Annotated in this window: 13 protein-coding genes; 12 read left to right on the top strand and 1 reads right to left on the bottom strand. The window is 63.1% G+C overall.

Annotation, left to right across the window (positions count from 1 at the left end):
* Positions 1 to 181: 181 nt before the first annotated feature.
* Complete coding sequence (locus tag EC919_RS27005; RefSeq protein ID WP_122622931.1) at positions 182 to 733, bottom strand: RNA polymerase sigma factor; 552 nt, start codon at positions 731 to 733, stop codon at positions 182 to 184.
* A 322-nt stretch (positions 734 to 1,055) separates the two neighbouring features.
* Here EC919_RS27005 and sctW point away from each other — a divergent pair, with 322 nt between their 5' ends.
* From sctW to sctU, 12 genes are read left to right on the top strand one after another with little or no spacing between them, the layout of a single operon-like run.
* Entirely contained in the window at positions 1,056 to 2,105 is a 1,050-nt protein-coding gene (sctW, locus tag EC919_RS27000; RefSeq protein ID WP_432213857.1) for a type III secretion system gatekeeper subunit SctW, read from the top strand.
* Positions 2,105 to 4,240, top strand: coding sequence for a type III secretion system export apparatus subunit SctV (gene sctV, locus EC919_RS26995; protein WP_133777447.1), 2,136 nt, complete (start codon positions 2,105 to 2,107; stop codon positions 4,238 to 4,240). Before sctW ends, sctV begins: the two co-directional genes overlap by 1 nt.
* An 18-nt stretch (positions 4,241 to 4,258) precedes the next feature.
* Positions 4,259 to 5,251, top strand: a complete 993-nt coding sequence (sctD, locus tag EC919_RS26990) for a type III secretion system inner membrane ring subunit SctD (RefSeq protein WP_133777446.1) — start codon at positions 4,259 to 4,261, stop codon at positions 5,249 to 5,251.
* Positions 5,248 to 6,597 (top strand): FliI/YscN family ATPase, encoded by a 1,350-nt coding sequence (locus EC919_RS26985; protein ID WP_133777443.1) that lies wholly within the window; start codon positions 5,248 to 5,250, stop codon positions 6,595 to 6,597. Before sctD ends, EC919_RS26985 begins: the two co-directional genes overlap by 4 nt.
* A gap of 4 nt (positions 6,598 to 6,601) precedes the next feature.
* Positions 6,602 to 7,057, top strand: coding sequence for a YscO family type III secretion system apparatus protein (locus EC919_RS26980; RefSeq protein ID WP_133777441.1), 456 nt, complete (start codon positions 6,602 to 6,604; stop codon positions 7,055 to 7,057).
* A complete protein-coding gene (locus EC919_RS26975; RefSeq protein ID WP_133777439.1) occupies positions 7,054 to 7,620 on the top strand; it encodes a type III secretion system HrpP C-terminal domain-containing protein in 567 nt (188 codons plus the stop codon). The genes EC919_RS26980 and EC919_RS26975 overlap by 4 nt, the downstream gene beginning before the upstream one ends.
* The gene (locus EC919_RS26970; RefSeq protein ID WP_243842356.1) at positions 7,617 to 8,483 is read left to right on the top strand and encodes a type III secretion system protein; all 867 of its coding nucleotides are present in this window, start codon (positions 7,617 to 7,619) and stop codon (positions 8,481 to 8,483) included. Before EC919_RS26975 ends, EC919_RS26970 begins: the two co-directional genes overlap by 4 nt.
* The gene (locus EC919_RS26965) at positions 8,473 to 8,949 is read left to right on the top strand and encodes a FliM/FliN family flagellar motor switch protein (RefSeq protein WP_133777437.1); all 477 of its coding nucleotides are present in this window, start codon (positions 8,473 to 8,475) and stop codon (positions 8,947 to 8,949) included. The genes EC919_RS26970 and EC919_RS26965 overlap by 11 nt, the downstream gene beginning before the upstream one ends.
* On the top strand, positions 8,946 to 9,599 hold the full coding sequence (gene sctR, locus EC919_RS26960; protein WP_065989234.1) for a type III secretion system export apparatus subunit SctR: 654 nt from the start codon (positions 8,946 to 8,948) through the stop codon (positions 9,597 to 9,599). The genes EC919_RS26965 and sctR overlap by 4 nt, the downstream gene beginning before the upstream one ends.
* Positions 9,600 to 9,606: 7 nt before the next feature.
* Complete coding sequence (gene sctS, locus EC919_RS26955) at positions 9,607 to 9,873, top strand: type III secretion system export apparatus subunit SctS (protein ID WP_133777434.1); 267 nt, start codon at positions 9,607 to 9,609, stop codon at positions 9,871 to 9,873.
* The gene (gene sctT, locus EC919_RS26950) at positions 9,874 to 10,668 is read left to right on the top strand and encodes a type III secretion system export apparatus subunit SctT (RefSeq protein ID WP_133777433.1); all 795 of its coding nucleotides are present in this window, start codon (positions 9,874 to 9,876) and stop codon (positions 10,666 to 10,668) included. It begins immediately after the preceding gene.
* A complete protein-coding gene (gene sctU / locus EC919_RS26945) occupies positions 10,665 to 11,741 on the top strand; it encodes a type III secretion system export apparatus subunit SctU (protein ID WP_133777431.1) in 1,077 nt (358 codons plus the stop codon). The genes sctT and sctU overlap by 4 nt, the downstream gene beginning before the upstream one ends.
* Positions 11,742 to 12,215: the final 474 nt, after the last annotated feature.

Genomic DNA, 12,215 nt, shown 5'->3' with positions numbered 1-12,215 from the left:
TAAAGCCAGTCCTACAAGGACAGCGTCCAGTCCCATCATGTGAGCACGCCGCGTTCCTGTAGGACCGGCTTCAGCCGGGAAGAGGCCTGGGTGAATACCATTAATCCTGCGGCGTGACGCCCGACGCTTTCCCGGCTAAAGCCGGTCCCACAAAGTTTGCGTTCAACCAGTCCCACCAGCGTCAGGCAAACGGGTCCATCTGCCGTTTGAGCTGCTCCCGGGCCCGGGACAGGCGTGAGCGCACGGTGCCGATCGGTACGCCGAGGGACGAGGCGGTTTCCTGATAATTACCGTCCATTTCCAGCGACACCTCGATCACCCGCTGCATGTTCGACGGCAGCGTGCCGATGGCCCTGACCACCTGCATCAACTGCCGATGGCCGTCGACCTGATGACCGATGTCGCCATGGCTGTCGGGTTCGGAATGGGTGTGGTCTTCCCAGCTTTCCTGGTACGGCTGGCGGTACATCTTGCGAAAGTGGTTGCGGATCAGGTTCAGCGCGATGCCGCACAGCCAGGTCTGGGGTTTGCTCGCGTGTTGGAACTTGTGCTCGCTGCGCAGCGCTTCCAGAAAGGTGCTTTGCAGAATGTCGTCGACATCTTCCGGGTTCATGACCCGCTTCTGAATGAAGCCGCGAATCATCTTGATCTGATCACTGGTCAGGTGACGAATCCCCTGGGCGGGACGGCGCACTGGGGAGTCAATGTCGAGAATCGCAAGGTTGGAAAACATCAGGGCTCTTCCTTGTTTTGAGTGTATTAGCCCTATAGCGAGATGCGTGCCAGCCATGAAAATCATATAAGCCATTGATTTATAGCAATTAATCAAAATCGCAAATATTGCGTTGTGCAAATCTTTGCGCGAACACGCTGTTTCTTCGACGAGATTTGGCACAGATCCTTCTGACCGCAAATAGATGGAACCGCTTTGCTGCCGCGCTCCACTCAGGACCCATGACCAGGCCCCGAACCGAGCCATCCAGAGCCGACTTATGAAGATCGCCGCCCCCGTTGCCCCTCAGGCATTGCAACCCCCTGCGATCACGCCGGCAAAAATGCAGGCGCCTGCGCCCGCGCCGCTGCATGTCAATCCGCCGAACGTCAACGGCACCTCGCCGCAGCAGGTTGCGCGGTTCGCTTCGGCACTGGTTCAGCAGAGCCGCACCCTCAGCCAGCGGGAACTGCTCGCCAGCGGCAACGCCCTGCAATCAAGGGCGGTGAAGCTGGGCGAGCTGTATCAGCTGTTGATGGGCAGCCAGGATAAAGGCCTCGACGATGCCGCGCGCAACCTTCGCAAGCAGCTGCAAAACCAGAACGCGTCGAGCCTGGCGCAGATTCTGAGTTACACCGACGGTGACCCGGCCAAAGCCCACGTGATGCTGCAAGCGGCGAGAAAGCAGGCCCAGGCCGACGGTGAAATGGGCGAGCACGTGGTGCTGAGCCAGCAGCTCAAGCAACTGCGTCGCCACTACGGCAAACGCACCCGCGCCGGCATCAACAGCGCCAAGGCATTTTCCCGGCCGAAGTTGGACACCAAACGGCGCAGCGCTCTGCGCAATCTTTACGGCGTGGCGGTGGCCGGGCAGCAGAACATCACCGGGCTGATCGACGCGCTGATCAACGAGCAGGAAGAGCCCGGCGAATTCGAGCTGAACCTGCGGGACATGCGCAGCGCCCTCGCCGACGATCTCTCATCGCTCACCCCGTCCACTTCGCCGCAGCAACTGCGCACCTTGATGCACGGCCTCAACACCGCGCGGCACGTCACCACCCTGCTGCGCAGTTGCGAGCACCTGCTGGGCCGCATGCGCAATAAGAACCCCGGGCTGCAAGTGGATGCGTCGGCCTTTCTCAAACACCTGCTGGCGCTGTCGGGCAAGGGCATGAGCCTGGGCGAAACCCTGCAACTCACGCAACACATCGGCGGCAAGCAGTTGAAGCATCAGCTGGCATTTCTTAACGGGCTGCGGCCCATGCTGCAACAGCTGCCGATTCTGCTTTGGCGCGATCTGAAAAGCCGCCAGAACGCCTTGGGCAACCTGCTCATTCTCATGGCCGAACTGACTCGGCAGGAACAGAACCAGCTCCAGGGGGGCCTCGCCTGATGGATCGTGTCATTAACCTGCTCAATTCGATCGCGCACGCCGCCATGCGCCGCTCTGAAATCGTCGGTGCGTTCGTGGTCATCGCCATCGTGTTCATGATGATCACGCCGCTGCCCACCGGGCTGGTGGACGTGCTGATCGCCATCAACATCTGCATTTCCTGCCTGTTGATCATGCTGGCGATGCACCTGCCGCGCCCGTTGGCGTTCTCGACCTTTCCGGCGGTGCTGCTGCTGACGACGATGTTTCGTCTGGCGTTGTCGATCTCCACCACCCGCCTGATCCTGCTCAATCAGGACGCCGGGCACATCGTCGAGGCGTTCGGCCAGTTCGTGGTCGGCGGCAACCTGGCGGTGGGCCTGGTGATCTTCCTGATCCTCACCGTGGTCAACTTTCTGGTGATCACCAAGGGCTCGGAGCGGGTGGCGGAAGTCGGCGCGCGGTTCACCCTCGACGCGATGCCGGGCAAGCAGATGTCCATCGACAGCGACCTGCGCGCCAACCTGATCAGCGTCCACGAAGCGCGCAAACGCCGCGCCGAACTGGGCAAGGAAAGTCAGCTGTTCGGCGCCATGGACGGGGCCATGAAGTTCGTCAACGGCGACGCCATCGCCAGCCTGATCATCGTCGCCATCAACATGATCGGCGGCATCGCCATCGGCGTCGTGCAGCACAACATGACCGCCGGCGACGCCCTGCAGGTCTACACCGTGCTGACCATCGGCGACGGCCTGATCGCACAGATCCCGGCGCTGCTGATTTCGGTCACCTGCGGCATGATCATCACCCGCGTGCCCAGTGGCGAAAACGGCGTGGAAGCCAACATCGGCCGGGAGATCGCCGAGCAGATCACCAGCCAGCCCAAGGCGTGGATCATCGCGGCGGTGGCCATGTTGGGATTCGCTGCACTGCCGGGCATGCCAACGGCGGTGTTCGTGGTCATCTCGATCATCTGCGGGGTCGGCGGCCTGCTCCAGTTGCACCGCGCCAAGCCCAAGGCGGAGCAAGCCCAGGCGGTGGCCGTCGCGCCGGAAATGAACGGGCGCGAAGACCTGCGCACTTTCTCCCCCAGTCGCCAGTTCGTGCTGCAGTTTCACCCCAGCCAGAACCCCGCGCAGATCGAGGCGCTGGTCAGCGAAATCCGTCAGCGACGCAATCGGCTGGTGGTGCAATACGGCCTGACCCTGCCTTCGTTCATCATCGAAACCAGCGAGCTGTTGCCGCCGGACGAGTTCCGCTTCTCGGTCTACGAAGTGCCGCTGCTCCGGGCCACGCTCAGCCAGACCCACGTCGCGGTGGACGCGCGCTCGGTCGAGGGCTTCCACGAGTCGGCCTCGCTGGAATCGGCCGTGCACGGCAGCATTGAGCGCGACGAAGGCCAGTGGTTGTGGCTGCCGACCGACGCGCCGCAACTGCAGGAAGCACACATCGAACGCATCGACGCAACGACGTTGATCATCGAGCGCATGGAACGGGCGCTGCAATCGTGCGGGCCGCAGTTCATCGGCCTGCAGGAAACCAAGGCGATTCTCGGCTGGCTGGAATCGGAGCAGCCGGAGCTTGCCCAGGAAATGCAGCGCGTGCTGCCGCTGGCGCGCTTCTCGGCGGTGCTGCAACGCCTGGCGTCGGAGTGCGTGCCGCTGCGGGCCATCCGGGTCATCGCCGAAACCCTCATCGAGCACGGCCAGCACGAGCGTGAAGTCACGGTGCTCGCCGACTACGTGCGCATCGCCCTGAAATCGCAGATCTACCACCAGTATTGCGGCCCTGAAGGCTTGCTGGTCTGGGTCCTGACGCCGGAAAGCGAGGGCATTCTGCGCGACGGCCTGCGCCAGACACAGACCGAAACCTTCTTTGCCCTGGACAACGAAACCAGCCAGCTGCTCGTGCAGCAGCTGCACATCGCCTTCCCCCTGCGCAGCGCCCAGCGCGCGGTGTTGCTGGTCGCGCAGGATTTGCGCAGCCCGCTGCGCACCTTGTTGCAGGAGGAGTTCTATCACGTGCCGGTGCTGTCCTTTGCCGAAATCAGCAACGCGGCGCAGGTGAAAGTGCTGGGGCGCTTCGATCTGGAAGACGACTACGAGAGCGATCACGAAGACGATCCGCAAGCGCTGGATAACGAGTACGCCGCTTGAGTGCCTGGAGAGCGTCACATGTTTGAATTACGCGTATTGACCGGCCTGCACCAGGGTGCCGCGCTGCCGCTGGTGGGTGAGCAATGGGGCATTGGCGCTGACGCCGATCAGGATCTGGCGCTGCACGATCTCGGGGTCGAACAGCTGCACTGCCGCCTGCAACGTCAGGGCGAAGGCTGGCTGCTCAACGCCGCCGATGGCCCCATCGCCGACGAGGAAGGCCATCTGCACGCCAGCACTTTGCTCACCCCCAACACCGCTTTTGTGCTGGGTTCTGTGTGGCTCTGCGTGTCCCCGGCGCAGGACCCCTGGCCTTCCCTGCCTGCGGTGATTCCCCAAGCGCAGTCGGAGCAGACGGCGCAGGCCGAAGCGCCGGCCAGCGCGCCGCTGGAAAAGGTCGAGTCGCACTCGCGCTTTTTCAACCGCACCACCGGCGTGGTCATCGGCGTGTTGCTCGGCATTGCCGGCAGCGCCTGGAGCCTGAGCCGCAGCGCGACGCCCGCCACGGAGCAACTGGCGATCAGTTCGCCGGCGCAGCAACTTGCGCAGCAGGCCAATCAGCCGGCCAAGCCTTCGAACGAGAAGGCCAAAACGAATGAGCTGCCGGCAAAAAAACGCATTCGGCTGACCAGCGTCGATGACGTCAAACGCCAGCTCAACACCATGCTCAGCGAACGACTGCTGAGCGATGTCAGCGTGGAGCAAACTCCGGAAGGCCTGGCGTTGAGCGGCAATCTCAAGCCTGAATCGCAGCTGGTCTATCAGCGCATGCTGCAGCGCTTCAAGGACCGCTATGACACGCCGGTCGCGCTGATCGACAACGTCGCCGCCGGGACCAGTGGCCTGCCGTTCACCATCGTGCAAATCATGTCCGGGCCCAATGCGCATCTGGTCACGGCGGACGGTCGCCGGCTGTACGTCGGCGACGAGCTGGCCGGGCTACGCCTGACCCGCATCGACGACAACCGCATTCAATTCGACGGCGATCGCCACTACGAGGTGAGCTGGTGAACGCGGCGCTGGATCAATGGAAATCCGCTCACCGTCAGCGCCTCAAGGGCTTTTCTGCGGTGAAAGTCAGCGGCCGGGTCAGTGCCGTCAGCGGCATCCTGCTGGAGTGCCAGATCCCCGCAGCCAAGGTCGGTGACCTGTGCGAGGTGAGCAAATCAGACGGCAGCACCATGCTCGCGGAAATCGTCGGTTTCACCCGCGACTGCACGTTGCTCAGTGCGCTGGGCACGCCGGACGGGATTCAGGTTGGCGCGCACATTCGGCCGCTGGGCATGGCCCACCGCATTGGCGTCGACGACAGTTTACTGGGGAGCGTGCTCGACGGTTTCGGCCGGCCGTTGCTGGGCGATTCACAAGGCGCGTTCGCCGGGCCCGGTGATCGGCGCGTGACCCTGCCGGTGATCGCCGACGCCCTGCCGCCGACCCAGCGCCCACGGATCAGCAGAGCATTGCCCACGGGCGTGCGCGCCATCGACAGCGCAATTCTGCTCGGCGAAGGCCAGCGTGTGGGCCTGTTCGCCGGCGCCGGTTGCGGCAAGACCACCCTGATGGCCGAGCTGGCGCGCAACATGGACTGCGACGTGATCGTCTTCGGCCTGATCGGCGAACGGGGCCGTGAGCTGCGCGAGTTTCTCGACCACGAACTGGACGCCACACTGCGCGCACGTTCGGTGCTGGTCTGCGCCACCTCCGACCGTTCCAGCATGGAGCGCGCCCGCGCGGCCTTCACCGCCACGGCCATCGCCGAGGCCTTCCGCGAGCGCGGCCTTAAAGTGTTGTTGCTGCTCGATTCCCTGACCCGGTTCGCCCGGGCCCAGCGCGAGATTGGCATTGCGGCCGGCGAACCCCTCGGCCGCGGCGGCCTGCCGCCTTCGGTCTACACCCTGCTGCCGCGCCTGGTAGAACGGGCCGGCATGAGCGAAAAGGGCTCGATCACCGCGCTGTACACCGTGCTGATCGAACAGGATTCGATGAACGACCCGGTCGCCGACGAGGTGCGTTCGCTGCTGGACGGCCACATTGTGCTGTCGCGCAAACTGGCCGAGCGCGGCCATTACCCGGCCATCGACGTGCAGGCCAGCATCAGTCGGATTATCAGCAACGTCACCGGGCGCGAGCACCAGCAGGCGAACAACCGATTACGCCGCTTGATGGCCGCGTACAAGCAGGTGGAAATGCTCCTGCGCCTGGGCGAATACCAGCCCGGTAGCGACCCGGTGACCGACTGCGCCGTGCGGCTGAACGAGCCGATCAATGCGTTTCTGCGCCAGGACCTGCGCGAGCCGGTGCCGCTGCAAGAAACCCTGGCCGCGCTGATGCAACTCACCTCGCAACTGCCGGAGTAGCGGCGTGGAAGAAGAGCTTGAAGTCGACCCGCAAACCCTCGCCATGGAACAGGTCATCAGCGTGCTCACGCCGCTGCGTCAGCATCGCCAGGCCAGCGCCGAACGCGCGCAACGGCAGGCGCAGAAAACCCTGGAGCAGATGCACGAACACCTGCAACAGACTCGCGATTCCTACGCGCAGGAACGCCATAACCAGCGCGAACGCCGGCAGGTGTTGAGCAGCGCCCACGTCAACAAAGCGATGTCGCTGGACGACCTCGAACGCTGGCACGAGAAGGAAAACCGCATGCTCGACCGGCTGGCCTATATCCGCCAGGACATGGCCCGCCAGGCGTTGGGTATCAAGGAACAGCAGCAGCGTCTCGCCCAGGCTAAAGACGCGGCGAAAGCGTCTCAACGCGCCGTGGAAAAACTCGCCTGCCTGGCCGAGGCCCTCAACGAACAAGGTGAATCGTCATGAACAGCCCGGTGCAACACCCGCCTCGCCCGCAGACGCAGCCACGCGCTGAACCGTCCCGTACGCCCTCGCCTTCGTCATCCCCTGCCGCGCCGGGCGATACGCGCCAGCCGTCGTCCACTGTGCGTCGCGCCGATGCTGATCGCCTGCGTCGGCTGTGCGATGAATCCCCCTTGCCTGAGTCGGTGAGTGCAGACGGGATGTTTTTCTCTCAGCTGTTGGTGCCGCCGGTGACGGAGGACCAGAGCGAATCGGGTTTCGCCGGCAGCAGTTTCAGCACGTTGTTCCCCGCTGAAGGCGTGCCGACGCAGCTCATCGACGAGCTCGCCCAGCGCCTGCCCCAGCAGCCGGACGGCCCGTTGAGCCTGACCTTGCTGATGCCCAATCTGGGCAAGGTGCAGGTCAACGCCAGCAAGCGCGACAACCAGTGGAGCATCGAACTGGGCTTCGCCCGGCGTGGTGTGCTGAAACGCTTGCAGCCCCATCAACGCAACTGCGAGAGCGCGCTGGAACAGGCGCTGGGCTGTGACGTTGATCTGTCGTTGCATGAGGAGTCGCAGTCATGAACTCGGACATGAATTCGGCCATGAACGTGGGCATGAGCGACCTGAACACCGTAGGACCGGCTTTAGTCGGGAACCCGCCATTCAGTTCGCTGACACTGCGGGACGTCAGCGCCGACGTCGCCGAGGCCTCACGCTTACTGGGCGCGGGCGTGAGCTGCGGCTACACCGCCCAGGGTCAACGCGGCCAACTGACCCTGCGATCGATGCCCGACGCGACCGTCCGGGAACACTCGCACCTCGCAGGACCGGCTTCAGCCGGGAACGCCTCATCCCTGACATGGTTCGACAGCGCCATCGGCCCCTTCGCCCTGAGCGACGCCGAAGCGGTGCTCAGCCTGCTCGGCGAACTGCCAGTCACCCTCGGCGGCAAGCACCAGCCGTGGTACTGGCAACTGGTGAATCAACGCATGAGTACACAACTGGCGGAACTGCTTTGCCCTCTGCGGCCACTCAGCGATATCACTGCGCTGTCCGCCGAGGACGAAAGCCCGTATACCGCGCCGATGACTTGCCGATTGCACCTGCGGCTGGGTTCGCAGGTTTTGCACGCACAGCTCTGCGCCGACGCGCGGGTCATGCTGCAGCTGCTCGGCGGCCACCACTGGCAGCCTCACCGGCAGGACGTCGCGTCAGACTGGCCCATCCGCCAGCCGCTGGTGTTGGGCGAGCTGTCGTTGAGCCTTGATCAGTTGGCGTCGCTGCAACCGGGGGACGTGCTGCTGCCGTCGCTGTGTCATTTCGACGAAGAAGGCGAAGGTCGGTTGCAACTGGCAGGTCGGCAATGGGCAGTGCAGACGGACAGCCGCGCAGAGCAGCTGTATGTACGGTTCAGCCACGAGGAAGACTTGGGACATGGTCAATGAAGAATTGTACGAAGACGAGATCGAGGACCTTGCCGACGATGAGTCGAACGAGCCATCGCTGAATCAGGCGCCGGATCAGAGTAGGACCGGCTTTAGCCGGGAAGCTTTTGATGACCCTGAACATCACGACGCCCCCGAACATCAAACCACCGAAAACGAGTGGCAGGATGAAATCGCCGCCGATGGCTACGCGGACGAACCTTACGAGCCTCAAGCAACAGAAACCCACGCCTCCCTCGATTCCCTTGACCAACTGCCGCTGGCCCTGACCCTGCGCTGCGGCAGCCTTGAACTGACCCTCGGCGACCTGCGCCGCATCGCTGCCGGTACCGTATTACCCGTCAACGGCGTCACGCCCGGCTTCGCCACCTTGTGCCACGGCGAGCGGGTCGTCGCCGAGGGCGAGCTGGTCAGCGTCGAGGGCCGGCTCGGTCTGCAAATCACGCGCATGGCGTCCCACTCATGATCATGGACGGGATGAACCCGGTGATGCTGGCGCTGTTCCTCGGCGCCCTGTCGTTGATTCCGTTTCTGCTGATCGTCTGCACGGCCTTTCTCAAAATCTCCATGACCCTGCTGATCACCCGCAACGCCATCGGCGTACAGCAAGTGCCACCGAACATGGCGCTCTACGGCATCGCCCTCGCCGCGACCATGTTCGTCATGGCCCCCGTCGCCCACGAAATCCAGCAGCGGGTTCACGACCGCCCGCTGGAGATGGGCAGCACCGAAAAATTGCAGGCTAGCGCCAACACCGTCATCGAGCCGTTGCAACGCTTCATGAGCCGCAACACCGACCCGGAAGTCGTCGCCCACTTGCTCGACAATACCCAGCGCATGTGGCCCAAGGACATGGCCGATCAGGCCAGCAAAAGCGACCTGCTGCTGGCCGTGCCCGCCTTCGTTCTGTCCGAGTTGCAGGCCGGTTTTCAGATCGGCTTTCTGATCTACATCCCGTTCATCGTCATCGACCTGATCGTCTCCAACCTGCTGCTGGCGCTGGGCATGCAGATGGTCTCGCCAATGACCATTTCGCTGCCCCTCAAACTGCTGCTGTTCGTGCTGGTGCAAGGCTGGACGCGCCTGCTCGACAGCCTTTTCTACTCGTACATGTGAGGCAGTAATGGAAGCGCTGGCGTTGTTCAAACAGGGCATGTTTCTGGTGGTGATTCTCACGGCGCCGCCGTTGGGGGTCGCCGTGCTGGTCGGCGTCATCACCTCGCTGTTGCAGGCGTTGATGCAGATCCAAGACCAGACCCTGCCCTTCGGCATCAAGCTCGCCGCGGTCGGCCTGACCCTGGTCATGACCGGGCGCTGGATCGGTGTCGAGCTGATCCAGTTCATCAACCTGGCCTTCGACCTGATCGCCCGGTCCGGCGGCGCGCACTAGATGCCCTTCGACGCCCAGGGCCTGTTCGAACTGATGCTGGGCATGGGCCTGGCGGCCGCGCGCATCCTGCCGTGCATGATTCTGGTGCCGGCGTTCTGCTTCAAATACCTCAAGGGCCCGCTGCGTTACGCGGTGGTGCTGGTGGTCTCGATGGTGCCGGCGCCGAGCATCAGCCGCGCGCTGTCGGGCATGCAAGACGACTGGTTTTCCATCGGCGCGCTGCTGCTCAAAGAGGCCGTGCTCGGCACCCTGCTCGGCCTGTTGCTGTACGCGCCGTTCTGGATGTTCGCCTCGGTGGGCGCGCTGCTCGACAGCCAGCGCGGCGCCTTGAGCGGCGGCCAGCTGAACCCGGCGCTGGGGCCTGACGCGACGCCGCTCGGCGAATTGTTTCAGGAAACCTTGATCATGTTGGTGATTCTGTCCGGCGGGTTGTCGCTGATCACCCAAGTGATCTGGGACAGTTATCTGGTCTGGCCGCCCACCGCCTGGCTGCCCGGCATGACCGTCGACGGCCTGGACCTGTTCCTCGAACAACTCAACCAGACCCTCCAGCACATGATGCTCTACGCCGCGCCGTTCATTGGTTTGCTGCTGTTGATCGAGGCGGCGCTGGCGATCATCGGCCTTTACGCGCAGCAACTGAACGTGTCGATTCTGGCCATGCCGGCCAAGAGCATGGCGGGCATTGCCTTCCTGCTTATCTACCTGCCGACGCTGCTGGAACTGGGCAACGGCCAGATCATGCAATTCGCCGATCTCAAGCATTTGCTCGGCCAACTGGTGCATGTGCCGTGAGCGAAAAAACCGAAAAGGCCACGCCCAAACAACTGCGCGACGCCCGCGAAAAAGGCCAGGTCGGGCAGAGCCAGGACCTGAGCAAACTGGTGGTGCTGCTGGTCGTCAGCGAAGTGACCTTCGGCCTGGCGGACGAGAGCGTCGCGCGCTTGCTGCACTTGATGACGCTGTCGTTCCAGGGCATTGGCCAGCCCTTCATGCACACGCTGGAGCAGGTCGCCAGCGAAGGCGCGAGCGTGTTGATCGGCTTCATTCTGAGCAGCGTAGGCATCGCGATGTTGATGCGGCTGGTGGGCAGCTGGATACAGATCGGGTTCCTGTTCGCGCCCAAGGCGCTGAAGCTGGATTTCAACAAGCTCAACCCGTTCGCCCACGCCAAGCAGATGTTCTCGGCGCAGAGCCTGACGACCTTGCTGCTGAGTATTTTGAAAGCCACGGCCATCGCCGCAACGCTGTATGTCGTGGTGAAGCCGTCCCTGGGCACGCTGATTTTGCTGTCGAGCACCGACCTGACGACGTACTGGCATGCGCTGTTGCAGGTGTTCCGGCACATTTTGCGGGCGACGCTAGGCTTGCTGTTGGTCATCGGCGCGGTGGATTTTGCGCTGCAGAAGTACTTCCATGCGAAGAAGCTGCGGATGAGCCATGAGGACATCAAGAAGGAGTACAAGCAGTCGGAGGGCGACCCCCATGTGAAGGGGCATCGTCGGCAACTGGCCCATGAGTTGCTGAACCAGGCACCGACCGCGCCGGCCAGGCCGGTGGAGGATGCGGACATGCTGGTGGTGAATCCGACCCACTATGCGGTGGCGCTGTATTACCGTCCGGGCACGACGCCGCTGCCGCAGATTCACTGCAAGGGTGAGGATGATGAGGCGCTGGCGTTGATTGCGCGGGCGAAGAAGGCGGGGATTCCGGTGGTGCAGAGTATCTGGCTGGCGCGGACGCTTTATAAGGTCAAGGCGGGCAAGTACATCCCGAGGACGACGCTGTTGGCGGTGGCGAATATTTATCAGATCGTGCGGCAGCTTGAGGACGTTCCGGACGAAGTCATTCGAATTGACGATGTTTGATTAGGATCAAGAGCAAGAGCGTCTGCCTGGGGGCAGACTGTTTCGCCTTCGGCGAGTTACTTGATAAAGCCCCACGTAACCAAGGGCTTGTGCTCCTGGTTGGGCTCCTCCTTCGTCGGAGTTCCTTCACTCCGGTCCCGCTCCGTTCAGCCTGCACCCAAGTCGCGATAGGTGTCGCTTGGACTTCCTGTGTAGAAGATCAAAAGCAAAGGCGAGAGCAAAAGCAAAAGCTTCCCGGCTGAAGCCGGTCCTACAGTCGAGGTCGCAGCCACTTCTGATCGTTCCCACGCTCCGCGTGGGAATGCATCCTGTGACGCTCCGCGTCACTCCCCCAAGCGTGAATGCGCGACATCTGCGGGACGCGGAGCGTCCGGGGCTGCGTTACCACGCGGAGCGTCACTAGTGTCCGGGGAAAGTTTGTCATAGCTGAAGGATGCCTTGGGCAGCCTTCAGCTTTTCAATGCTTTTCCTCTC

This window comes from Pseudomonas graminis (genome assembly GCF_004364335.1).
Lineage (GTDB): Bacteria > Pseudomonadota > Gammaproteobacteria > Pseudomonadales > Pseudomonadaceae > Aquipseudomonas > Aquipseudomonas graminis_D.
The sequence above is the reverse complement of the archived record's forward strand: the minus strand, read 5'-3'. Positions and strand labels throughout refer to the sequence as shown.